The following is a 24,406-nucleotide window of genomic DNA, read 5'->3' on the forward strand; positions in this document are numbered from 1 at the left end:
GCTCTCGAACCTACTTTCCTGTACCCTGTAGTTTGTCAATTGCAGGGTACATCCTTGGAGAAACGCACGTTTACCATCCACCTATTAGGGCCGTTCAAGATGGCGTCTACGGAAGTAGGATCCGTTACCTTCCCTGCACGTACTGCCAGCGCCGTATTGGCCTATCTTGCGCTCAACAAAGGACGCCCCACGACGCGTCGTGAGCTTGCGGAAACGTTCTGGCCCGATCACGAACCTGGTGCTGCGCTGACCAATCTGCGCACCGCACTTCATCGAGTCCGAAAAGTTCTTCCAGATCCCAATCCTTTGCAGATTGACGACGAATTTGTACGCCTCAACCTTGATCTTGTCTCTACCGATATTGAAGAGGCCGACCGACTTCATCGAACGTTCCTCCTCGCTTCTAATCAACCTGATGGGATTGCTGCGATTGAAGCGGAGTGGCAGCTGCGGAAGAAGGTGCTGCTGGAGGGATGGGAGTTTGAGTGGGTGGAAGCCTATCGAGTCCGGGCCGAGTTGGTCAGCAGTGAAGTCGGTTGCGAATTGGCCAAGTACCTTGAGGCAAATGGGCAGGCAGAGCGGGCACTCGCGGTGCTTCTGGAGGTTCTCGAACGGGTGCCCCACCATGCGGAGGCCATGCAACAGGCGCTTCGGCTGCAGTATCACACCAATGGCAAAGAAAAGGCGCTGCAGCTTGCCACTCTGGCGGTGGACACTTACCGGGGAGAGTTGGGCATTGAAATGCCTCTTGAACTGCAGAAGATGGTGAAAGCCATCCGAAGTGGGTTCTTAGAAGCTGTCCCTAAGCCAGAGCTCATCCGTACGCGGCGCGAACTGCTGCTTTTGGCCCGCATGTTTGAATCGAACTTGAGGGCAAACGGGACGGAGGCGCTTGCCATGCTGGCCAGCGAGTCTTCTGCACCTTCCGCAATGGCTCATCCCCGCACGACTCTGAGTCTGTTGAACCTTGCTTTAAGCCAGACAGAGGGTGCCTCACCGGAGCGAATGAAGGTGGCCTTGCAAGCTGTGTACTTGGCAAGCTGGTCCAGCGAGTTTCAGATAGGACACCAGTGGTCGCAGTTTGTTTTGGACAACACCTCGGAGGATGACGTGAGCCATGGACACGCTTTGAGCATGAAAGGCTTCATGTACTTTGAGCAGCGTCGGTATGAGCTGGCTGAGGAGTCCATCCAGCGATCCGTGGATTTCTGTGAGAGGTGTGGAAGGCAAGACGATGCGCGAAGGTTCAAGTCTCGCCTGGCGGGTGTGTGGTGGCACCAGTTGAAGTTTAAGGAGGCTCAGAATGCGTATGAGACGGCACTTGCAGAACTTGAGGATCGGACGGATCAAGATTCGGAAGCGTTCAAGACGATGCTCCACGGCAACCTGGCCTTTGTGTACAACATGGTTCACGACTGGACAACCGCCATTGTCCACGGGCGTCAATGCGCGGAAATGGCGGGGCGAAATCCGATCTACAGTGCTGTGTATCCTGCGCCCCTTGGCTTAGCTCTGCTGATGGGCGGCGAAAAGCTGGCTGGCATTGAGGAGCTTTCGAGGGCGGTCTCTCTGACTTACCGTGAAGGTATGTGGCGCTTCAACCAGATCGCGGTGGACTTCGCTGCCATTGCTCTTGCTCAATGCGGCGCCATAGAAGGTGCCCGTTGTGTTCTTCAGGCAAACACGGATCACCGGGCCATTCTCCAGCACTACCGATCCCCGGCGGAAGCCCAACTGGTGGAAGACCTAACTGGCTATAACCCAGATCGGTCCTTGTCCTCTAAGATGGAGAATCCGCTGAAGGGTCAATCCGCTGGGACGCTCAGTCAGTGGGTCTGCGAGGAGCTCGCCCGGAATTCGCGGGTTCTTACACTCAGTTGACGGACAGAATTGGGCACTAGATGGAGCGGCCAACCAAGATTTTGTATTGTGCTGAACGAATCGCGCCTACTTTTCGGTTGTTTATTGGGCCACACTATTAGACCCTACGGTCTAACCCAATATGCTTAGAAAGAGAGCCATCACACTTGTTGAACTGTTAGTAGTCATAGCCCTGATTACTGCCGTCATGGTCATTCTGCTCCCAGTACTCCAAGCATCGCGAGAAACGGCGAAGCAAGGAAGGATCTTAAGCACAATTAGGCAAGCGCAGATCGCTGTGAACCTTTACATGAATGACTTAAGCGTCGATCTCCCACCAGAGAATGTGGAGAACGCTAAGGCGTATGCGGGTGCGAGCTTGTTCGATGTAGACCTGCCTTTTAGTAAAGAGCTGCACTCCATGAAGGCATCTGATGAGTGCCCCTATTTTGGAGACTGGGTTTATATTCGGTACGCGATGCGTGGGAAAAATGCAGAGGATTGGTACACCAAGCTACATGTTCCTCAAAACACCATTCCGATGTTGGCGTCGATGTCTATGTTGGGGTTTGACCATGTCCCTGCTCAGCTCGTGTACAACGGCAAGACCACGGGAACAGGCTATGACTTGAAATGTGGCACCAAGGAAACACCCGTGCAGGGTGGTTCGTTCACCGCATCCTTCTCAGACGGTCATGCGAAAACTTTCAGGTTTCGCACTGGAGGTGGAATCGTGTTCAACTACAATCAACTCTTTGACAAAGCTGGGTTAGGCATAAACTATGGCAACAAGATAAAATGATCTAATTGAATCATATTTATCACGTTTACTCAACCTGTTTATACGTATATTACATTTGCCTACCCACACATTTTCTTGACATCATTGCATGCCTGGTTATTTTTCATTCACTCCAGGTGTAACGCGAATCTAGACATTGTGTTCATTGTTAGTCTATCGATTCTATTTGATGCATTTAACTACTTTATGTTGATCAAAATAAGCCCGGATTTCATCTTATCCTGCCATGGCTTACGGGAGGTATTCGCGCGCAGCGAAATAGGAGTTCCAACCTTAATCGGAACGGTTATTCATGCTTACTTGGAAAAAGATGTCAAGATCTTGGGACAGGAGGCAAGAGCCCAGATATAGGTATGACCTGGTTCCAGACAATATTTTAAGAGTATCGATATAAGCTTCACACAGCGCCCACTAAGATTTCGATTGTGACCTATAGCAGGCGATTGACCTTCGAGCTGACTAGGTGGACGACCTCAGGCGAATACTGAGCACCGACTGAAGCCCGCCTGGTGAAAGAGTTAAGGGTTATAACCCTTTGAACCTCGACGGTGGTCGAGGTTCAGCATGCGGTTTTGGTTTTCGACCGTGTAGTCGATTCCCGATTAAGCTTTCGACATGGAGATGTTTTCTTTGAAGTGAGCCGCAAAGACACGATTGGGGCACTCTGTGGCTGGGATGCCTGTGATTTTGACTCTTCCGTCCGGTAGTCGCTCGATAGCGAGGGGCCGTCCGGTGATCACGTCTTCGGCATGAATGAGCACCCTACCTTCAAGGTCAGGCATGACAAAGTCTGAGTCACGAGACTCCTTCATCAGGTGAACGTAGACGGTTCTGTCGCGGAAGCAGTAGCCCACCTTACGGTCGACTGGTTGCCAGGGGCCACTGCGAGTTCCGTAGATCGACTTACCGCAACTCTTTATCCATCGGCCCGCTTCCAGTAGGGACTTGACAACCAAAGGGGGAATCACCCCGTGCCGATCTGGGCCTACGTTTAGAAGGAGCACCATATTACGAACGGTACAGTTAATCAGCATCTCGATGATTTGATTTGCTCCTATAACGTGCCCTCCGTCGATGGCATTCTTGTCGTAGCCCCACTGACCCGCCGTTGTCATACATTTTTGGTAGAGATCCTTGCGAATGGGTCCAGATACCTCGCTTCCACCTTCCTCATCTTTATAGTCTCCAAGCCAACCATAGCGAGGGTTCACCAGTGCATGTGGCTGGTGCTTTCTTGTGAGTCCCATGATTCCAAGCCCCACACCGGTCTTGTCTCGCTCGATATATTTAGGATCGATCTGCCATGGATTCTTTGGATCGAGGTGTAGCCCAGGCTCATGGAAGAAGGCTGCATCGGCATCACTTCCCTTCTCGGCAAGCCAAGCTCCATCCCAGAAGATGTGATCGATTCTCCCGTACTGCGTGAGGAGCCAGCGAACGTTTGCGTAGTTCTCCTCCTTCATCAGTCGGGCGTTTTCTTTGTGGCTCGGATCTGTGTGATAGCCGAAGGGGTTTGTTTTGCAGTCGGTTCCTGTGACGTCGTAGTAGCCTGGATATCGCCAGTTGATCGGTGAGAAATAGATCCCGACTTTTAATCCAGCTTCTCGGCAGGCTTTTACGTACTCTTTGACGAAGTCCCGGTTATGTGTTTGGGCACTTGAAAACGCATTGGGGTGCGGACTTGCAAACAGACTGTAGCCATCGTGGTGTCGAGTTGTGAGACACATCCATTTCATGCCTGACTGCTTGGCAACCTGTGCCCATTCGGAAGGGTTATAGAGGTCCGCAGCGAAGTATTCGGGACTTTCTTTATCTGTAGCCAAATGACGGTACTTGTCTGGCAAAACACCCTCGTGCATCATCCACTCGCCTCGTCCCGGGCCTGCATATAGACCCCAGTGGATAAACATCCCGTACTTCGCGTCGACCAACCAGCGCATTTCCTTGTCATCAAGTTGTCGGATGCCCATCTCTTCACCGAGAACTCGCTGGCTTGACCCCGGTAGCAGCTTTACACCGAGAACTGATGTAGGGATCATGGAGTAAGCAGCAAATTGAAGCAGCGAACGCCGACTTAGTTCTGGTGTGGGATTGCTCTCTTGACCGGGTAGGGGCACTGTACAGTTCAGCTTTGGAGAAGCCTGATCATTCACGTCATTTGACATTCTTGTTTTCACTCTAACGAAAATCAGCTGGATGAAACAAGGAGTTTTTCAGTCTTTTATGTCTATTGAATGGTCAATAGGTAGTGTTGCACGGTATTGATCCAAGCCTTCGGTCGCTGACACAGATGTGCGCGCGGCTGTCTAACTCGCTGTGAATCTTATGGCCGAAGATAGGGCCTCACTCCTAAAAACTTCGGTGTGTTCAGCTTGGTAATGTCGTCAGTGAGGCCCCAGCATCCATATCGACTGTAGCCGCTCGACAGCGTGAAGTACATAAACAGATCGCCGCCCAGCCCGTACCAGTTGTCGCCTAGGTCGTGTTGGATGAGTTGGGTCATCCTCGGGTCGCGCTCTGCCCGGATGCGGTTGCCAACGTTTGTCGGATCTCCGCCGCCTGTGTCGGAACCCCCTTCGTAGCAAAACGCCTTGAGGCCATAGCTGTGTGCCAGGGTGATCATGGCCTTGCGAGCTGGGACCGATTTGTCGCTGGAATTCCGAAACGCTTTGAGAAGCTCATCTACGCTTGCTGTCTTGGAAGCGCCCTCAATGTTGAAGTAGGGCGCGCCTGCGATGGCATAGAGATAGCCTTTGGGTGCTCCATACGTATTCTTGAGCCAAGTGAGCATGTCGGAGTATTGATCGGGGGCGATGACCCACCAGGCCATCACCGGCCTGATCCGCGTGTTCATGGAGCCGGTGCCAAAGACGCCTGCAAAGATGTCTCCTATCTCCTTGGTCCGCCGAGCATGTCGCCGACGACGCCACACATCCCAGTTGGTTTCCTTGTCGTTGTTGAGGTTGCTGCCTCCTACCTTGACCTCTGCCTCGGCAGCCATGCGGTTATAAGTCGCCTGCAAGAAGCCCCAGTTCCAGACCTCGTTGCTGTACTCCAGGTAGATGTTGCACTTGGGACTTAGCTGAGACTTCATCAGCTGGGCCAGTTTCTTGATGTAATCGTCCGATGCACCGGTCGGGATGTTGATCCAGGCGTCCTTTTGCGTCTCGTTCGCCAGTTGAATGACGTATTCCCAGGGGGTACCGAACTTCTTGCCGCTTCGCTCAAAGCTCGCGTCCGATGGAACGTGGCGATCCGTCCATTCCGTTTTGTTGTTGGCATCTCCAAAGAACGGGTTTGTGGAGTTGGAGTCTAGCCAGTCCATGAACCGGAGGGTTGTGAAATTCCCGACTGCCTTGAGGAATGGCTTGGTGAAGACTCCCTTTGTCCCTCGCGCGTATCCTGGGCGAAGCAGGTGAACCTCTTTTACACCACCTTGGGTGTTTTTGAAGTTCAGGACCAGCAGGGCTTGTCCTTTTGGGAGAACGACATCTGCTGTGGTCACGCCGGATTGAGGGTTGAATTTTGAGTTCTCAATCTTTACTCCTGCTGACTCGCCGCCTGCTGAGACCTCTGCTTTGCCTTTGAAGCTGAGCGAGTAGGTGCCGCTGACATCGATCTGGTACTGGTCGGGATCGTCCATGGGGGGTGCCCAGGCCATCGCGGGTCGCATGTCGAAGATCACCGAGCGTGCATCTTGCAACGGCCAACCGCTGGGATCGGTCTTTGCTGGTTTTCCGTCAAAGCCTTCCCAGGCTCGCGAAGTCTTCATCGCGTCGATGAATTCGAGACTTCGCCCTCCGATCCCTTCTAGGTTGACACCCAAGTTAGGAGTAGAGGCAAAAGGAGAAACGATAGACAATGCAAGCAGAATGTTCATGGACGGCATCACAAGCATACGACTCGTGACGATTTCCGTCAATTTGTGTTGAGAAAGCTAACGCAACAAGATGTACTCTTATTAAGAACGTCTTTAAGAACATGAAAGCACTCAAAAGATTGATGATGGCCTCGGCCTTTGCCATGCTCACCACTGGAATGGCGCTGGCAGCAGATGGACTCTTTGTTGGCGACAAGACGCCTGTCGTAAAGGTTGGAGGCTGGGTTAAAGGCACCCCTGTAACCACTTTTAAGAAGGGCGATATCTATGTTGTCGAGTTTTGGGCGACTTGGTGCGGTCCTTGCCGCGAGAGCATCCCTCACCTCACTGAGATGGCCAAGAAGTACGCAGGCAAAGTCACCTTCACCGGAGTCAGCGTGTTCGAGCGAGACCCAGCTTATGCCACCAAGGTTAAGAAGTTTGTGGATGACATGGGCGCAAAGATGGACTACCACGTAGCCTACGACGATGCCCCGACCGCCGAAGGAACCATGGCTAGCAAGTGGATGACCGCCGCCAAGCAGCCTGGCATCCCTACTGCTTTCATTGTCAACAAAGAGGGGCTCATCGCTTGGATCGGCCACCCGATGGAGATGGAAAAGCCTCTTGAGGCCGTGGTTAAGGGTACTTGGGACCTGAAGGCTGAGACTGCCAAGTTCCGAGCGAACATCGCTAAAGAGACCGCACGACAGGAGACCATGAAGGCGATTGGCGAGGCTTTCCTTGCGAAGAAGTACGACGTGGTCCTCAAGATCGTTGATACGGAGACCGCGAAGAATCCTGAAATGAAGGATGAGCTCGCGAGCTACAAGTTCCGAGCGCTCTTCGAGTCGGACCGTCCCAAAGCCATGGCGATGGCTAAGGCTTCCGCGAAGACAAACGTGAGTCCAAACTTGCTGTTCACGATGGCCCAGACTATTGCGAACCACACCGGCTTGAATAAAGAAGATTACGAGTTGGTGGCTCCCCTTTTCGATACGATCTCTGAGAACGTCAAGCAGCAGATCCCTATGTTTGAGGGAATCAAGGCGACTGCCTACATCAATGCTGGCGATAAGGTGAAAGCCAAAGAGTGCCTTGAGAAAGGCATTAAGATGGCCACTGATCAGAAGGCAGATCGGTTGGTGGAGCAGTTTAAGAAGCAGATTGCTGACTTGAAACTGTAACCCATATGGAATAGTCCCGGGTCTTGCGACCTGGGACTACCCTTTTAAGATGGGCATATCGCACTACGTTTGCGATGCATTGTCTCGTACTGATGTAGCTCCTCTGTACAATCGCCCTATGCAATATGAGGGCATTTCATGCTTCAAGTAGCCAATCTCGAGAAGCGCTTTGGCAATTTGAAGGCGCTGGATGGAGTGAGTTTTGATGTTCGCCGCGGTTCCTGCTTTGGCCTTCTTGGCCCCAATGGAGCCGGTAAGTCCACCACGATCTCTCTGATTGTCGGAATCGTCAAGCCCGATTCTGGCTCTGTGCTCATCAATGGGACGCCGATCAAGGGTCCGACTGATGCAATTCGCTCCAAGATCGGGTACGTCCCTCAGGAGATCGCGCTTTATGAAGAGCTTGACTGCCGCGAGAACCTGAGGCTTTTTGGCGTTCTTTATGGGTTGAAGAGCGGCGATCTGGAAGCGCGAATTGTTGAGTGCTTGGAGATTGTTGGTTTAGCCGACCGTGCTAAGGAGCCTGTGAAGAACTTTAGCGGCGGCATGAAGCGACGGCTGAATATCGCGGTGGCCCTTGTTCATCGGCCTGAGCTTCTGATTTTGGATGAACCGACTGTGGGCGTGGACCCCCAAAGCCGTAACGCCATTTTTGATTGCTTGATCGACTTGCGGAAGCAGGGCATGACCTTGATCTACACCACCCACTACATGGAGGAGGTTCAGAAGCTGTGCGACACCATCGCGATTATGGATCATGGGAAAGTGGTGGCCTGTGGAACTCAGGAGGAGCTGTTCCAGCTTCTGCCTGCCAAGAATAAGCTGGTTCTGAAGTTTCTGGACGAACAGAGCGCTGGGATGGCGGTTGGTGTGTTGAGTCGTTTAGAGTTCAGCTCCGAACCTTATCTTCAGAGCAACCAGGTGGAACTCCAGCCCATGCAGCTTTCCAAGGGTATTACCGATGTGGTGAACACCTTGCACAATGCAGGGATTGAGTTCACCAATCTTAGCTCTCAGCAAGCCACTTTGGAAGAGTTGTTCTTGCACTGCACCGGAAGGAGCTTGAGAGACTGATGCTGACCACTATCTGGGCCATCGCCCGTAAGGACCTTAAAGTGTTTGTCGCGGATAGGCGGGCGATGCTTTTCACGTTCTTGGTTCCGATTGTCATTGCGAGCTTCTTTGGTGTTGTCATGTCTGGATCTGGTGATAGCAGTGCGCCGAAGACTAAGATCCGGCTTGCTTATACGGACCTCGATAAGTCTTCGGCAAGCGCGAAGATCCTCGCCCAACTGAAGGGTTCCGACGCTATTGAACCTGTGGAGAAGTCTCGGGATGAGCTTATGCAGACGGTGAAGGACGGCAAGATCGGTGTCGGTATCGTGCTGCCTGCTGGCTTTGGCTCTGGTTCTCCTAAGCTGGAACTGTATTACGATCCTAGCAAGAGTTTGGAGAAGCAGGTTGTTGAGGGCACGCTCATGCAGACGATGGGTGCGCAGGGGGCTTCGGCGGCTGGCTTCGACAAGGCGATCGAGTCGGCCACAGACCCGGCTGTTAAGGAGGCCCTCCGCACCGTGCGCGAAGGGTTTGCGGCTGCCCAGGCAAAGGGTGCGGCTTTTCAGATCCAGAGCCAGTCTCTCACTGCCGTCACCAACAAGAATGCCGACCGAGAGGCGTCGTTGGGGCATATCTTTGCGGGGATGGCTGTGCAGGGCGTGATGTTCTTTGCCATCGAAGCGGCTATGTCGCTCCTTCGTGAGAAGAGGACCGGCACTTGGAATCGACTGCGGGCCGCGCCTATTCGGCTTTCCACGATCCTTGTCGGGCGGGGTTTGGGTTCTTGGATGATTGGGTGCGCGGTCGTCAGCGGCGTTTATGCCTTCGGCATCCTGGCTTTGGGTGTGCGGGTGTACGGAAGCTGGCCGGGCATGGCGCTGATTGTGCTCTGCACGGGTCTCTTTACGGCCACGTTTGGACTGCTGGTGGCTTCGCTTGGGAAAACGGAGGCCCAGAGTCGAGGTGTTTCCATCCTGGCTGTGCTTGGGATGTCGATGTTGGGAGGGGCATGGTTCCCTACCTTTATGATGCCAGGGTGGCTCCAAAAGGTGTCCCTCGCCATTCCGGCCCGGTGGGCTGTCGATGGGTTCGACGCGGTGTCCTGGCGTGGAGGGCCGTTTAACAATGCCGTGATTCCCGCGCTAGCACTGGTTGGCTTCTCTGCCCTCTTTGCGCTGGCGGCTGCGATGCAGTTCCAAAGGAACGAAGCTTAATCCCCCTCCGGCTGCCTTTCAACTGAGCCTCAGACTTAGTCGAAAGCAAAAAGGCCCCCACCGGGTGGGGGCCTTTTTATGTTCGTCGACCTTATAGGTTGACTTGGATCATCTCGAAGGCTTCGACCACGTCGCCTTCCTTGAATTCGGTCCAGTTGTCGAAGGTTAGACCGCACTCCATACCCATGGTGACTTCGCGAACGTCGTCTTTGAGGTGGCGGAGGGTTCCGATCTTGCCATCGTATACGATGTCCTTGCCACGGCGTACACGGCACAGCGCGTTTCGTGTGACCTTGCCTTCCGTAACGTAGGAACCGGCGATGATGCCCTTCTTGGAGAACTGGAAGCGGACTCGGATGTCGACCGTTCCGAGGTGTTGCTCCTCGAACTTCGGTTCGAGCATGCCCTTGGCAGCAGCTTCGATGTCCTCAATCAATTCATAGATGATCGTATAGGTTCGGATTTCGACCTTACGCTTCTCTGCTTCTCTTCGGGCTTCTGCGTCAGGCTTGACGTTGAATCCGACGATGATCGAGTCGGAAATTGCTGCTAGGTCGATATCAGCCTTGGTGACGCCACCGACGCCGCTGAAGATAACCTTCGCTTCAACTTCCTCGTTGCGAACCTTCTCCAACATGCCTTTGACGGCTTCCACTGAGCCCTGCACGTCGGCCTTGATGATGAGGTTGAGCTCTTTGAGGCCCTCTTCCTGCATCTTCTGGCGGAACTGGCTGAGGGTGATACCTCGGCTCTTCACCACGAGGTTCTTCTGTCGGTCGTCCTGAACTCGCTGGTCGGCAACTTCTCGTGCAGCCCGCTCGTTCTCGAACCACTCGATGCGGTCTCCAGCCTGAGGTACATCGCTCATGCCGAGGATCTCAACGGGAGTTGACGGACCGGCCTCGGTGATCTTCTCGCCAAGGTAGTTGGTCATGGCCTTGATACGACCGAATGTATCGCCGACCACAAGCGCGTCGCTAATCTTGAGGGTTCCAGACTGGACGAGAACGGTGGCAACCGGACCTCTGCCCTTCTCTAGCTTGGCTTCGATGACGGTGCCCTTCAGCTTGCCCTTGGGGTCTGCCTTGAGTTCCATCACTTCAGCTTGAAGAAGGATCATTTCCAGGAGCGCTGGAACGCCTTCGCCGGTTAAGGCCGAAACGTTACAGGTGATGGTCTGTCCGCCGTAGGCTTCTGGGATGACTTCGTACTCTGGAAGCTGCTGAAGCACGCGGTCTGGATTGGCATCGGGCTTGTCGATCTTGTTAACGGCCACGATCATTGGCAGATTGGCAGCTTTGATGTGCGCAATCGCTTCTTTGGTGGTCGGCATGATGCCGTCGTCTGCGGCGACGACCAGGATCGCGATGTCCGTAACCTTGGCTCCACGAGCACGCATGTTCGTGAAAGCGGCGTGGCCAGGGGTGTCTAGGAAGGTGATTTTTCCTTCTGGGAGCTCAACCTGGTAAGCACCGATGTGCTGGGTGATTCCGCCGTGCTCTTTATCTGCAACGTTGGCCTTTCGGATGTAGTCCAGCAGAGAGGTCTTGCCGTGGTCAACGTGGCCCATGATGGTGACCACAGGAGGTCTCGGCTTCACGCCATTCTTGGAGGCGGCAGCGGTCTTGTTCTCAACTGGAGCCTTTGGCTTGGACGCTTCGACCCAGTCGACTTTGAATCCGAAGTGGTCGAACAGCTTCTCGGTCACTTCGTCTTTGAGTGAAGTGGTGAGAGTCGCCATGACCTTCAGTTTGGTAACGAGCGCCTTCTGGATCTCGTTCTGTGCGATGTCGATCGCTACGGCAACATCGCGTGGGGTTCCGCCTCGCTTGAAAGGAACGGTACGGTTTCCTTTATATTCAGCAAGTGCTTCCTTGATCAGACTGAGCGTGTCCTGATCGGTATCGAAAGCAACGTTGTCGTGCTCTAATCCAAGCTCGTCCAGGACAGCAAATACGTGGCCCGGTTTTACGTCCAGTTCCTTGGCTAAGTCAGCGATGGTCACGTGCATTTCGTTTATCTTTACCTCAGTTGGCATACTAGTTCTTCTTTCAGAGCGTTTCTCTCTTCAAAGGTAACTGGAGATTTCAGTGCGCGTTCCAGCTTCCCTTTTCCGAGCGCGGATTCGATGCATAGCATCGAGTGATGAACGTAGGCACTTCTGCCACAACCATCCCACAGCCCTAACTGTCTATCTTTCCTACGGGCGATGCGAATGAGGCTTTTCTGTTCTACTTTGCAGCGGCATCCGATGCAGGTTCGCAGAGGCATAATTTCGATCGCTCGGTCAATTTGGTTGACTGAGCGATCCTTGCGAACCGCTCAGTAGTTACTTGTCACTTTCGATCGGCTACCGCTTGGCTTTCGCTGCGGATATCGATCTTCCACTCTGTTAAACGAGCTGCCAAGCGTACGTTCTGTCCTCCCTTGCCGATTGCCAGAGAAAGCTGGTTATCGGGGACGACTACATACGCGCTCTTTTCGGCTTCGTTAATCCGAATTGAGTTCACCTTGGCAGGCGACAGAGCATCAATGATGAATTTCTTCGGGTCTTCGCTGTACGGTACGACATCGATTTTCTCGTCGTATAGCTCGTCCACGATGGATTGCACACGAGACCCACGGGGACCGATGCACGACCCGATTGGATCGACGCGCTCGTCTGTGGTGTAGACAGCGATCTTGCTTCGCTGGCCTGGCTCTCGCGCCACGCTCTTAATAATGACTACTCCATTGGAAATCTCGGGGACCTCCAGTTCGAATAGTTTTCTCAACAGGTTGGGGTGCGTTCGGCTGACGATCACGCGGAGCTTTCGCTGCGAATCATCCACCTTATACACGTACACCTTGAGACGATCATTGGGTCGGTAAGGCTCAGTTGGGACCTGTTCCCGCTTAGGAAGTTCGGCCTCGACTTTGTTTACCTGGATGTAGATGCTTTGGCCATCGCGACGGCTGACTAAGCCCGTGACCACATCTCCCATCTTCTCGTTAAAGACGTCATGAATTCTGCGCGTCTCGGCCTCGCGCAGCTTCTGTGAAAGAACCTGCTTGAAGGTCTGAGCCGCAATGCGCCCAAAGCGGTTAGGATCAACATCCATTGGGATGAAGTCTCCAATTTCAGCGTCGGGTTTCTTTCTTCGAGCCTCTTCTAGGCTGATTTGGAAGCTCGGCTCACCGACTACGGCGACCACTTCCTTATCAACGCTGGCGTTCCAGCCCTTCTTGGGGTCTAGCTTTACGGTGACTTCACCCGTTGCACCCACAAAACGTTTGTATGCAACGGCTAGAGACTCTTCCAGTTCCTTCTGAAGTTCCTCAAGCGGTAAGTCCCGCTCGACGGCGATCTGATTGAGTTGCTGTAGAATATCCATCGCCATTTGCCTCCTGAGGCCGCAATAAAAAAAGGCGGCGTTAAGCCACCCTCAAAACTCGGCGCTTCAGATGTGTTACTTGCAAGTATAGCACGCCGTATGTGGCAGATTTCGCGCCCCTTGATCATCTTTGAGGTGTACTCATCAGATGATGAGAGTGTTCGTGCGCGGTCTTGAGTTCTACGGTTTCCACGGGGTGTCCCCGGAGGAGCAAGTGGTAGGACATCGATTTCGTCTTAACATTGAGGCTTTAGTCCGTGAGAACGCAAGCGAAACCGATCATGTAGAAGACACGGTTAACTATGCCTCCCTTGCGAACGTCGCCTTGGAGGTCTCACGTGCGGATAAGTATTTCACGGTGGAACGGCTCGTGCGGGTGATGGCGGGCGAGATGCTCGGTCTGTTTCCGCTGATTGAGAGCGTGACCTTGTCCATTGAGAAGTTGTGTCCTCCGGCCGATTTCATTGCGGAGTCCGTGGGAGTTGAGTTCACCATGGAGCGGTGAGGGGATCGGTGGGCACCCACGCATCCGAGACGCATTTTGTGAGCAGCCCTGATTTGACATCAGGGTAGAAGCAAGCGCAATTGCTCCCTTAAGAACCGAGTAATCTGCGTTCGCAATCATGAATCGCAGAGCATTTTCGATCTCATTCTTAATGGCTTTCGCCATTACAGCGAGTTACGGGCAGAACCAAGTGGCCGGCAGCGGCGCTCGATCTGTGGACAAGTCTGGAAAGCCTATTCCTACCGACCCCGCCTTGCGCAACGCAAAGTATCTCAACTCCAAGCTTCCGATAGACGAGAGAATTGCAGACCTATTCGGGCTTCTCACACTTGAAGAGAAAGTTGCGCTGATTCATGGTTGTAGCGATTTCGAATATGGTGGCATTCCCCGCATTGGACTCCCTCCAATCGGAATGTCCGACGGCCCCCAGGGCGTTCGCGGTCCCGCTGCCACCGCGTTTCCTTCGGGAATCGCCATGGCGGCGACTTGGAACGCATCCCTCATTGAGAAGATGGGAATGGCGCTTGGGCAGGAAACGATTGCCTCAGGGAACCGGGTTCAGCTCGGCCCTGGTGTGAACATTATGCGCACCCCGCTTGGAGGACGAAACTTCGAGTACATGGGCGAAGACCCAGTCCTCTCCGGCAAGACAGCCGCCGCATATATCCGAGGAGTCCAAAGCCAAGGCGCCGCAACTTGCATCAAACACTACAACGGGAACGAGCAAGAGTTTTGGAGAACGACCATCAACGTTTTGATCGACGAGCGCGCACTGCAAGAGATCTACTCCATGCCGTTTCGTATCGCTGTAGAAGAAGCTAAGCCTTGGTCTGCGATGGCTGCCTACAACAGATTCCGGGGAGAGTACGCAACCGCAAGCGACTACTTGCAAAACCAGTTGCTTAAGAAAGAGTGGGGTTTTGACGGTTCCATCGTTTCCGACTGGGGAGCGTGGCACGATAACAAGAAGGCAATTGAGGGTGGCTGCGACATTGAAATGCCCTCCGAGCGAAACGTTTCGTATGACAAAAAGTTAGCCGATGAGTTCCGGGCAGGCAAGATCTCCATGCAAGCCCTTGACGAAGCGGTGAAGCGAAACCTTCGATTGCTTTTCCGAGTGGGAGCCTTTGACGCACCGAGAAAAGGAGCTATCAACACCGCCCAACACAAGAAAGTGGCCCGTACCGTGGCCGCTGAGTCGATGGTGCTTCTTAAGAACGAAGGCAACGCTTTGCCGATTAACCTTTCCGTCCTTAAAAGCGTTGCCGTTATTGGTCCAAACGCTAATAAGAAGCACTCACTCTTAGCAAACGGTCTTCAGGAAGCCGGTGGAAGCGGAGCCGTGTTGCCCCCTTACGAGATCACGCCGCTGGAAGGGCTGCGGGAAAGACTGAAGGGCAAAGCAACGGTTCGCTTTGCGCCGGGCTACGAGTTTGAAAGTGGGAAGCTGGACCTTATCCCAAGCGAAGTACTGGACTTGAAAGTGGAGTATTTCAACAACCAAGACTTCTCCGGAGCACCCGTACTTACAGCCAAGGAGAAAGCTGTTGAGCACACTTGGCCAGGCTCTCCGGCACAAGGAGTCAGCCCACTTTTCAGTGCGCGCTACTCTGGAACCCTCAAGCCTACGGCAAGCGGCAAATACACTTTGCAACTTTCCAGCGATGACGGCTCGCAACTGTTTATCGACAACAAACTGGTGATCGACAATAGCGGTGACCATGACACCACCTCCAAGACCTGTGAGATTGAGCTTGTTGCCGGGAAATCCTATGCTGTTCGTCTCGACTATAAGAATTCGAGCGGAAAGGGCGACCTACGGTTAGGGTGGCAATTGGCGGGCGAGAACAACTTGGAAGCGGCAGTCAAGGCCGCCAAGGAATCGGACGTCGCAATTGTGTTTGCAGGAACCAATCACAGCTACGACCGCGAAGCGTTCGGTTGGGGGGACGTTCCTAACGCCGACAAGCCGGATCTCGAACTGATTGGCCCTCAAGCAGATCTTATTCGGGCAGTTGCGGCAGCAAACCCAAGAACGATTGTGGTTCTGATCAACGGAGCGCCAGTAAGTGTTGAACAGTGGCACCAGCAGGTAGCTGGCATTGTGGAAGCGTGGTACCCAGGACAAGAGGGAGGCCGAGCCATCGCCGATGTGCTGTTCGGCGATGCGAATCCATCCGGCAAGCTACCTTGTACCTTTGGTAAGAAGCTCGACGACTGGCTGTCTCACAGCATGGGCAAGGAGGTCTATCCGGGAACCGGAAACAATGGAACGGTTGACTATCGAGACTCTATCTGGGTGGGCTACCGCCACTTCGACCACGCAAATATCGAGCCTCGCTATCCGTTTGGCTATGGACTGTCCTATACAACGTTTGGCTTTTCCCCTCTCCAGATAAGTGCAGATAAGTCGGGGTCCTTCACAGTTGAGGTGAAGGTTACAAACACCGGCTCTAGAGCCGGTTCTGAGACGGTGCAACTCTATGTATCACCCAAATCTTCAACTGTGGAACGGCCCACAAGAGAGTTAAAGGCGTTCGCAAAGGTCTCTCTAAAACCAGGCGAGAGCCGCCTGGTAAGACTTCATTTAAAGCGAAGCGATTTTGCGCGTTATGAAGTGGGTAAAGGCTGGGTCGTCGATTCTGGTAGCTACGAGATTCAAGCCGGCAACTCTTCCCGGCACATCCTGGAGACGGGCACGGTTCGGCTCTAGTCAGTGTGGGCCTCAGGCGTGGCGGCGAACTCTATCAAGTTGATCACCTGCGCAGGTTCGCAAGGTGACTTGGTGAGGGTAGGGATGGAGACGGTTACTGATCCATCCTTCGGCTCGCTTGAGGATTAGCGGGCGTAAGTTCCTATTTTCGTCTTTCGCAAGGATGATGGCGTACTTGGTGCCATCTTTCTTGCGGGTGAAAACTCGCAGATGGCTTCTCCGTTTAGTGTTAGCCACTTGCCGATCTTTTTCATTCTCATGACGGCGAATGGTTCGAACTCGCCTTTGGAGTCGGGGGTGAGGCAGGCACGGGATCAACTGCCTATATTCTCGTTTTTGAAAGACAGACCGCTTAATAGTTCAATTCGAAGACTTCATCAAAGCTCCACTTCTCCCGGGTGACTTCCATCATCGTTCGCCCTCCGTCGTCCTTCCGGTCACGGCCAATGCTGTAAAGGCGATACTCGGCTCCGTGTTTTACCAAGCGAAACGGCTTCTGGTCGAAAGGATCTAACCCAGTCTCGTCCAATCCTGCGGGAACAGTTGTTGGGGGTTGCCCCGTTCGAAGGTAGCTACGATACAACTCAATGGAACACAACAGCATGCGGTCGCGGGCTTGCAACACGCCGATGGTGTCCACTGAAAATGCGTAACTGTGGAAAATCAGCTGGTTCATTCGGTTACCAAGTGACTGATCCTTCATCACAAATACAGACAAATCGCGCAGTGCTACGAAGTAGCCATTCCAATCTTCCGGATCGTTTGGAAGCTTGGACCAACCCACACGCCAAGCCGCCAGATATCGGTCGTCCAGCACTTCCTTCACCATCTTGATCTGGAAAAGCCCTTTTTCAAACTCGTTTGGTGCCCCATTCCCGCGCGTAAAATCCCATGAGCTGGTCGAATTCAAAAGTGCGATCCGCTGAAACACGATCTCGCCTCGAAGGTACTCCAGAATGTTCACGGGTGCGATGTGCTCCCGAATGGCCCGCTCCAAGGTATCGAGCGCTTTAGGGTCCTTATGGTGTCGGTCGATCAAGGCCTGGAACTCACGATTGACCGTCATATGGGTTCGGTTCCGCATTGTCATCCCCACAAACAGGGGATCGGAACCTGCATCGCGGCTCACCCGTGAAGCTAGCTTCAGACTTTCCAAGGCAGCAGGTAGGTGTCCCTCTATATCTTGCTGATCCGCACGCATACACAACAATCGCACCAACGTCCGCATGGCCCCTAACTCAACAAACTGCTCGGCCAAGCCCTTGCTCCAGTCGCGCTCGAAGTCGCAACCTGCTCGACCGGGAATCGTATCCGCTAAATCCAGAACAGGCTTTAAGGATGTCACCGTAGCTCTCGCAAACTCGGGATCGATTGGCCCCATGCGACGCAGTCCCGACACTTCCTTCTGGAACTTGGTACGCAGCAGAAGTTCAATCTCGCGATAGATGCTGGCTGCGTTCTGCTCTTTCGCCACGTGAGGAAACTCAACATCGCTTAACTCAAGGGGCATTTTCAGGCGCCTGGCCTCTGCTTTCTGGCGCGCAAGGGATTGAGCCGTCCCACTTGAAATTAGCTTAAAGGCAATCGGTCCGCCAAAGCCACAAAGCACGACCACACCCACTAACACCCCGCGTGTGATCTTCCGAATGCTTGCCATGTGGTTACGACGGTCAGGAATCAGTATTGGTGCTGTCAAACCCGAATCTGGGCCTAAAAGAACCTCAAATACAGCAGCAAACATACCGGTCGGCATTCTTGCCAGGTTCAAAAAACCCCAGCATTATCTCGCGGATCGACTCAAAACGATCCACCGAAATAACTTGTACTGCAGTTGCACACTTCCGACGCGGGATGGCCGGAGGAACTGTACGAACAGAAAGGAGTACAAGGATGCCACGAAGGGAGTTAAAGATTGTCCGACTTCTCGAACCCGAGCTTTGCCTCGAGTGCCGATTTGCCAACGTCGCGGATGTCGAAGGGCAAGACGGCAACGTTCAACGGATGATTTATTGCAAACGTCTCGACTGCGACAACTGGGACATTCTCAGCGCCGAACCGGCGAGAAGTGTCCAGTTTGAGTCAGACATCAACGGCTAAGCGGAAAGATCTCGACATCGACGCCGGGGCTATATAAGAAGTGAGTAAACGGGTGGGCCTCAATTCCCACCGCCTCAACCAAGCTCTCGGTGGCCGACTGTAACGAGAAACTCTGAAGCTTATATGGCGCATGCCACACGCGCCCGGTAAACAATTGTCCCCTGTGCAGCGAGTGGAGTAGGTATCGCTCTGCTAAGAAGAACTCTAAGCTGCCTGGCTGAGGGGCGGGTAAAGGCTCTCCCACAGAACCGACGATGTCATACGCGGCCTCTCCTCTTCTTCCGCGGTAACTCATCACGCCAGCTTCCTCACTGAGTGTCATCTGTGCAAAGTAGTAAGGCAGGCTGAAGAACTGCCGCGCGATTTTGCAGGCCAACGCGTTTGCAGCGTCTAAGCTAAAGAACCACACTCCAGGGTCTCGGCCATCGCGATGAACATACGTCCGAACGTTTGTCTCGGGAAAGGTATGCGTCCCCGGGACCGCAGGCGCACCCCGCAGCCTAATGTTCTGCATCAGAAACGGAACCAGCCCCACCCAAGCTTTCTCTTCCCCACTGGCATCCGGAAACGTATCCACCGTCAACCCTTGTGGCAGCAACGCCTGAACCATGGCCGGATCACAAGCGAAGTGCATGAACAACAGATGTCGCCACTCCTGCAACATCACATGCCGCCCCTGAGGCCGGCTCCGAAGCTCCAACGCAATTTGTGGATCAAGCATAGGTTCTTAACCGTTATGAACTAATTCACCACACTCGGGCGATACTGCACACATTCTTCCTCCAAAACGATAAACCGCTCGTTCCGCTCAAAAGGGAGGAGCCAATAAATCCAGCAATCCCAACATCCTTTAATCGTCGCTTAACATCTTGTGACACAAAATAACGAGTGAGGGAAAAGACTGACCAGAATGCCAATCTGGTACGCGGAAACACCGAACTGCTCGTACTGGCAGTTCTCAAAGACGGACCAGCCTACGGGTACTCCATCGCCAAAGAGATCGAGCGCCGGGCGGAAGGTGTGCTTGCCCTCAAGCAAGGAAGCATTTACCCACTACTCTATGCCCTGGAAGCCGACGAACTGGTTGAATCCGAGTGGGGTGAGGCCATCAAGGGCCAGCGTCCACGCCGCATGTACCGTATTACCGATTCCGGGCTTGCAGAGCTAGAGAAGCAGGTGAACGGTTTCCTTCAGTTCTCCCGGGCGATCCTGAGGACGGTTGGACTCCACCCTGACGGACGAACGATCGAGGAGCAGAACTAGTGGAGGCGGTCCCGAACAACCTGGAGGGATCGCACCTCGAACAGAACCTCGTAGACGAGTATATTGACCGGCTTCAGGCTCCCCTCGTGGGCCTCATCCCCCTCGAACGCCGCCGACGATTCGTCTCAGAAGTCAACAGCCACCTCGAAGCACTCATCGAAGACTTCGTTCAAGAAGGCATCGACCCACAAGAAGCGGCCGCTAAAGCCATCGCCGAGCACGGCGCTCCTGGAGTCGTTGCGGAAGAGTTCATCGCAACCTGGTTCGACCGCAACGCGAAAGGCCCCATCGAAAAGCGGTTCGGCAGAGCCAACTGCACCGCATTCGGCGCGTTCGTGCTCGCCCAATCGGTCTACCTGGCCATTCTCCAACTCCGCATCTTCGAGCCCAACGGGGCCTACTACCAACTCCCCCTCAGTCCAAGTCAAATTCGGTTCTTCTGGCCAGCACCACTGCCCTACCCAGAACCCTCGGCTTGGTTTCTGCTGCTTGTGGGCTACCCGCTCATTGCACCGCTGCTTGTTGGCTGGTGGGTGGGAAGACAGGTCCCCTCGGGTGCAGGACGAGCAGTGTACCAAGCGCTTCTACCGCTGACGCTTTGCACCTTCGCCATCGGCGTGTGCCTCCTCCCGGTAACCGAAGGCATCATCTTCGCTTTGGTCGAACTGGTGTACTGGCTGCCTGCAGGCATCGGGATGGCCCACCTTTCGTCGCACCTACGACGCGCCTCCCAAACCCTGAAAACCCCAGAAGGAGCTGCCAAGTGAAACGGGGATTCACCTTAGTTGAACTCCTCTGCGTGCTTGGAATCCTGATGACCCTTGCCGCGGTCCTGATGCCGGTCCTCAGCCAGTCCAAGGAAGCCGCAAAACGAACCGAGTGCTTCTCGAACGTCCGCCAGCTTACCGATGCGATGATCATGTATCGCAACGACAATGACGACTTCTACCCCTTGAGAATCAACGGCACCGACAATGAGGACATCGATCAGTGGATCGACATGATTAATCCCTATGTGGGTGCGGGAAAGAACGGGAAGACTTCTCCGCTCTCCAAGTGCTCCGCGTTTGTTCCTGCGCCGGGATTGGCTGATGGCTACGGCAGAAAGAAGATCACGGGCTGGGGATACGGGATGAACGGTCATCTGCACAATTCCGGCAAGCCCGTGAGCGACTCAATCGTCACCAGTCCCTCAGAAATCGCACTCATCGGAGACAGCACCCTCGGGGATTTCTACGCAAGGCCACGCCGTCGCTCGCGGCTAGCCTATGCCAACTCCTCCATCCTTAGCCCTTACGACCTTCCCTGCGACCAAGTCCGAACTCGCCACGGACGCACGTCCGCTGTCCAAACCGGAGCGGGAGGGTCCACCCTCAGCTACACGGACGGCCATGTGAAGTACCTCTATGCGGAGCAGATCATGCGTCGACTCGGCATCGAACCCGCCTCCCCAGCCCCCAGTGATCGCAACTTCTATGAAGAAACGCGTGAGGAATATTGCATCGGAAGCGATTTCCTAGGGGGTTAAGCAATTCTTAACACAAGCTTATCCGTCGCTTAATATCTTGCGTGACAAGATATTAAGCGACGGATAAACAAATGGGGACGGTTGCAGCCGCCCCCTTGATTTGGATCCCCAGTACTAGTAGGTCACCATGCAATATCGTACCGCGCGTCTCGCATTTACTCTTATCGAACTCCTCGTCGTCATCGCAATCATCGCGATTCTCGCTGCCATCCTCTTCCCTGTGTTCGCTCAGGCCAAGGCAGCGGCCAAAAAGACCGAGTGCATCAGCAACGTCCGACAGCTCGCAACAGCCATGACCATGTATACGATGGATCAGGACGGCGCCTACCCCATGCGTCTCAATGGCACGGACCGAGACGAAGTCGACCAGTGGGTCAACATGATTGAGCCATACGTCAAGACAGGCAACGGCAAGACCTCCAAGCTCTCCAAGTGCGCTGAGTACATCCCAGCTACTGGTTACAAAGGCAAGGGTGCCAAAACCCTCACCGGCTTCGGATACAGCTTCAACGGCCACTTGCACCCAGATGTTCGAGACCTCGTTCCTCCGGCCACTGAGAACATCATCGTTGCGCCAGCAGAAATAGCCCTCATTGGCGACGGCTCCATTGGTGACTTCTATGCGGTCCCACGCCGCCGCTCACGTGTTGCCTTTGCGAACTCCCTCAGCACTAGCCCACAGGACGTGCCTTGCGAACTTAACAAGACTCGGCACGGTTCAGGAACCGGCTTCAAACTCAGCGACGGCGGCTCCAGCATGGCCTATGCCGACAGCCACGTGAAGTACCTGAAAGCCTCCTTCATCCTGAATGAACTCGGTATCTACCCAGACGCCCCACACCGTGGAGACACCAACTTCTATCAAGGTGGAAGCGAAGCGTACTGCGTAGGCAGCGTCACCCTCGGCCCCTAGTTCCTCTTCGGCCCTATCGGTGCCTTCTGGCTTAGAAGGCACCGCTCCCCCAAACCGCACATCATGCTCACTCATCTTCTCTGCCTCTTCGCTATTTCCGGCCCTCAAGGAGCCACTCCCTACCCATTTGCTCAGCAGTACCGCCCGACGCCCATGCCAGACCGAGTTACCCTCAACTGGGCGGGGGACCCGACGACTACGCAGGCCGTGACATGGCGAACTGATGGAGTGATTACCAAGGCAGTCGCTCAAGTCGTCCCAAGCGACCCCAGCCCCTATCTGGACACGATTGCCCAGACATTTGACGCCACAACCGAGTCGCTGAAGACCGATCTCGGCTTCACCGCTTTCTACCACAGCGTCAAATTCCAGGGTCTAAAGCCCAACTCCTCCTACAGCTACCGAGTCGGCGACGGCATCAACTGGAGCGAATGGTTCACCTTCAAAACGGCAAACAACAAGCCCGAACCCTTCAACTTCGTGTACTTCGGCGACGTTCAGAATGGTATTCACGCGCTATGGTCACGAGTTGTCCGGCAGGCGTTTAAAGATGTCCCAGACGCCAAGTTCTATATGTATGCGGGCGACCTGGTGAACCGATCTAATGAGGATTCCGACTGGGCTCAGCTGAAGGGCGCGCCAGGCTTCATCAACGGCATGATCCCAAGCATCCCAGCGGTGGGCAATCACGAGTATCAGGTCGACGCCAAAGGCGTCCCCACTCTCAGTTACCACTGGCGTCCCGAGTTCACCCTCCCAGAAAACGGTCCAGCGGGTCTAGAGGAGACGGTCTACTCCATCGACATCCAAGGCGCACGCATCATTGCTCTAAACTCCCACGTCCACCAGAAGGAACAGGTCGCTTGGCTAGAGAACCAGTTAGCTCACAACCCAAACCGCTGGACCATCATCACCTTCCACCACCCAATCCTGAGCTCGGCCAAGGGTCGCGATAACAAAGAGCTGAGAGAACTGTGGAAGCCGATCTTCGACAAGTATCGCGTTGACCTAGTTCTCCAGGGCCACGACCACACCTACGCACGAGCAGGTTTCGACAACGTAACCTCCAGCATCAACGAGAACCAGAAGTCGGGCACGATGTACGTGGTCTCGGTTAGCGGTACCAAGATGTACGACCTAGTCCCCCAACCCTGGATGTCCCGCAAAGGTGAAGACACCGAGCTGTACCAAGTCATCCGAGTCGAACGAGATCGCATTATCTACGAATCGAGAACAGCCACAGGCGAAAAATACGACGCCTTCGAACTAAGAAAACGCCCAGGCCAACCCAACCGCCTCATCGACCTAAAACCCAAAACCCCAGAACGCCGCCGCCCTGCGACGCACTCCCGCGACTAGAGGTCGGGGAGGAGGGATTTGATTTTGGCTACGACCTCGGGCACTGTGAGATTGGCAGACTCGACGATGTGGGCGTCGGGGGCTACTGAGAGGGGGCTGTCGTCTCGGGTGATGTCTCGGTGGTCGCGGAGTTCGATTTGGGATCGGATTTCTTCGAAGGCGGAATCCATCCCTTTTTGTTGGAACTCTTTTTGTCGGCGCTGAGATCGCTCTTCTAGGCTGGCTGTTAGGTAGATCTTGAGGTCAGCTTGGGGGGCGATGACGGTGGTGGCGTCGCGGCCTTCTAGGATCACTCCGCCCGCTCCAACTAGCGCCTGTTGGCGGTGGACTAGGGCTTTTCGGACGGGTGTGTGGGCGCTGAGGGCGCTGGCTAGCTCGCCGACCTCTAGGGTTCGGATGAGGCCTGTAACGTCCTCGCCGTCAAGGAGGACCTGCTGTGGATCGCCGGGGCCGAAGGCGATGTCGGTGGACTCTAGCAGTTCGGCGGCTCGGTCGCCGTCGTGGCCTTCGATTCCAAGTCGGCTAGCTTTGAGGGCTAGGCAGCGGTACATGGCGCCCGTGTCTAGGTAGCTGAGACCGAGATCGTGGGCAAGGATCTTGGAGACCGTGCTCTTCCCTGCTCCGGCGGGTCCGTCGATGGCGATGACTAGCTTGCTTGAGTTACTCATTTGGCGTC

The 24,406-nt window shown here is 54.4% G+C and carries 21 protein-coding genes; 13 read left to right on the forward strand and 8 right to left on the reverse strand.

Annotated features, from left to right (window positions below; translation table 11 throughout):
* Positions 1–54: 54 nt before the first annotated feature.
* Together ACZ51B_RS03040 and ACZ51B_RS03045 are read left to right on the forward strand one after the other, a co-directional pair.
* Positions 55–1,881, forward strand: a complete 1,827-nt coding sequence (locus tag ACZ51B_RS03040; RefSeq protein WP_464295757.1) for an AfsR/SARP family transcriptional regulator — start codon at positions 55–57, stop codon at positions 1,879–1,881.
* Positions 1,882–2,002: 121 nt separating this feature from the next.
* Positions 2,003–2,662, forward strand: coding sequence for a type II secretion system protein (locus ACZ51B_RS03045; protein WP_464295758.1), 660 nt, complete (start codon positions 2,003–2,005; stop codon positions 2,660–2,662).
* A 602-nt stretch (positions 2,663–3,264) separates the two neighbouring features.
* Here the strand turns inward: ACZ51B_RS03045 and ACZ51B_RS03050 are convergent.
* Positions 3,265–4,827: an alpha-L-fucosidase gene (locus ACZ51B_RS03050; RefSeq protein ID WP_464295759.1), complete on the reverse strand. Its 1,563-nt coding sequence runs from the start codon at positions 4,825–4,827 to the stop codon at positions 3,265–3,267.
* Between the two features lie 158 nt (positions 4,828–4,985).
* Positions 4,986–6,542 carry a hypothetical protein gene (locus ACZ51B_RS03055; protein WP_464295760.1) on the reverse strand — a complete coding sequence of 519 codons (1,557 nt, stop codon included), beginning with the start codon at positions 6,540–6,542 and terminating at the stop codon, positions 4,986–4,988.
* A 101-nt stretch (positions 6,543–6,643) separates the two neighbouring features.
* Between ACZ51B_RS03055 and ACZ51B_RS03060 the strand changes: the two genes are divergently transcribed.
* The 3 genes from ACZ51B_RS03060 (at position 6,644) to ACZ51B_RS03070 (ending at position 9,978) form a co-directional block, all read left to right on the forward strand.
* Positions 6,644–7,708, forward strand: a complete 1,065-nt coding sequence (locus ACZ51B_RS03060; protein WP_464295761.1) for a TlpA disulfide reductase family protein — start codon at positions 6,644–6,646, stop codon at positions 7,706–7,708.
* A gap of 138 nt (positions 7,709–7,846) precedes the next feature.
* Positions 7,847–8,782, forward strand: coding sequence for an ABC transporter ATP-binding protein (locus ACZ51B_RS03065; protein ID WP_464295762.1), 936 nt, complete (start codon positions 7,847–7,849; stop codon positions 8,780–8,782).
* Positions 8,782–9,978, forward strand: a complete 1,197-nt coding sequence (locus tag ACZ51B_RS03070) for an ABC transporter permease (RefSeq protein ID WP_464295763.1) — start codon at positions 8,782–8,784, stop codon at positions 9,976–9,978. The genes ACZ51B_RS03065 and ACZ51B_RS03070 overlap by 1 nt, the downstream gene beginning before the upstream one ends.
* 91 nt (positions 9,979–10,069) lie before the next feature.
* Here ACZ51B_RS03070 and infB read toward each other — a convergent pair whose 3' ends face one another.
* The 3 genes from infB to nusA form a co-directional block, all read right to left on the reverse strand.
* A complete protein-coding gene (infB, locus tag ACZ51B_RS03075) occupies positions 10,070–11,989 on the reverse strand; it encodes a translation initiation factor IF-2 (protein ID WP_464295764.1) in 1,920 nt (639 codons plus the stop codon).
* Between the two features lie 11 nt (positions 11,990–12,000).
* Positions 12,001–12,249, reverse strand: a complete 249-nt coding sequence (locus ACZ51B_RS03080; protein ID WP_464295765.1) for a YlxR family protein — start codon at positions 12,247–12,249, stop codon at positions 12,001–12,003.
* A gap of 65 nt (positions 12,250–12,314) precedes the next feature.
* A complete protein-coding gene (nusA, locus tag ACZ51B_RS03085) occupies positions 12,315–13,352 on the reverse strand; it encodes a transcription termination factor NusA (RefSeq protein WP_464295766.1) in 1,038 nt (345 codons plus the stop codon).
* A 148-nt stretch (positions 13,353–13,500) separates the two neighbouring features.
* Here nusA and folB point away from each other — a divergent pair, with 148 nt between their 5' ends.
* Together folB and ACZ51B_RS03095 are read left to right on the forward strand one after the other, a co-directional pair.
* A complete protein-coding gene (folB, locus tag ACZ51B_RS03090; RefSeq protein ID WP_464295767.1) occupies positions 13,501–13,857 on the forward strand; it encodes a dihydroneopterin aldolase in 357 nt (118 codons plus the stop codon).
* Between the two features lie 118 nt (positions 13,858–13,975).
* The gene (locus ACZ51B_RS03095; protein WP_464295768.1) at positions 13,976–16,570 is read left to right on the forward strand and encodes a glycoside hydrolase family 3 C-terminal domain-containing protein; all 2,595 of its coding nucleotides are present in this window, start codon (positions 13,976–13,978) and stop codon (positions 16,568–16,570) included.
* 352 nt (positions 16,571–16,922) lie between these two features.
* Here the strand turns inward: ACZ51B_RS03095 and ACZ51B_RS03100 are convergent, their stop codons facing one another.
* Complete coding sequence (locus ACZ51B_RS03100; RefSeq protein WP_464295769.1) at positions 16,923–18,227, reverse strand: hypothetical protein; 1,305 nt, start codon at positions 18,225–18,227, stop codon at positions 16,923–16,925.
* Positions 18,228–18,460: 233 nt separating this feature from the next.
* Between ACZ51B_RS03100 and ACZ51B_RS03105 the strand changes: the two genes are divergently transcribed.
* Positions 18,461–18,667, forward strand: coding sequence for a hypothetical protein (locus ACZ51B_RS03105; protein ID WP_464295770.1), 207 nt, complete (start codon positions 18,461–18,463; stop codon positions 18,665–18,667).
* Here the strand turns inward: ACZ51B_RS03105 and ACZ51B_RS03110 are convergent.
* On the reverse strand, positions 18,657–19,388 hold the full coding sequence (locus ACZ51B_RS03110) for a YqjF family protein (RefSeq protein ID WP_464295771.1): 732 nt from the start codon (positions 19,386–19,388) through the stop codon (positions 18,657–18,659). The genes ACZ51B_RS03105 and ACZ51B_RS03110 overlap by 11 nt on opposite strands.
* A 167-nt stretch (positions 19,389–19,555) precedes the next feature.
* On the opposite strand from ACZ51B_RS03110, the gene ACZ51B_RS03115 reads away from it, so the two are divergent.
* The 5 genes from ACZ51B_RS03115 to ACZ51B_RS03135 all read left to right on the forward strand — a co-directional run bounded on the left by ACZ51B_RS03115 (position 19,556) and on the right by ACZ51B_RS03135 (position 23,730).
* The gene (locus ACZ51B_RS03115) at positions 19,556–19,930 is read left to right on the forward strand and encodes a PadR family transcriptional regulator (RefSeq protein WP_464295772.1); all 375 of its coding nucleotides are present in this window, start codon (positions 19,556–19,558) and stop codon (positions 19,928–19,930) included.
* Positions 19,930–20,697, forward strand: a complete 768-nt coding sequence (locus ACZ51B_RS03120) for a permease prefix domain 1-containing protein (RefSeq protein ID WP_464295773.1) — start codon at positions 19,930–19,932, stop codon at positions 20,695–20,697. Before ACZ51B_RS03115 ends, ACZ51B_RS03120 begins: the two co-directional genes overlap by 1 nt.
* Complete coding sequence (locus ACZ51B_RS03125) at positions 20,694–21,458, forward strand: type II secretion system protein (RefSeq protein ID WP_464295774.1); 765 nt, start codon at positions 20,694–20,696, stop codon at positions 21,456–21,458. The genes ACZ51B_RS03120 and ACZ51B_RS03125 overlap by 4 nt, the downstream gene beginning before the upstream one ends.
* 127 nt (positions 21,459–21,585) lie before the next feature.
* Complete coding sequence (locus ACZ51B_RS03130) at positions 21,586–22,371, forward strand: prepilin-type N-terminal cleavage/methylation domain-containing protein (RefSeq protein ID WP_464295775.1); 786 nt, start codon at positions 21,586–21,588, stop codon at positions 22,369–22,371.
* Positions 22,372–22,434: 63 nt separating this feature from the next.
* Positions 22,435–23,730 carry a purple acid phosphatase family protein gene (locus ACZ51B_RS03135; protein WP_464295776.1) on the forward strand — a complete coding sequence of 432 codons (1,296 nt, stop codon included), beginning with the start codon at positions 22,435–22,437 and terminating at the stop codon, positions 23,728–23,730.
* On the opposite strand, the gene cmk is transcribed toward ACZ51B_RS03135, so the two are convergent.
* A complete protein-coding gene (cmk, locus tag ACZ51B_RS03140; RefSeq protein ID WP_464295777.1) occupies positions 23,727–24,398 on the reverse strand; it encodes a (d)CMP kinase in 672 nt (223 codons plus the stop codon). The genes ACZ51B_RS03135 and cmk overlap by 4 nt on opposite strands.
* Positions 24,399–24,406 lie beyond the last annotated feature (8 nt).

The organism is Fimbriimonas sp. LA-C6, assembly GCF_055398105.1.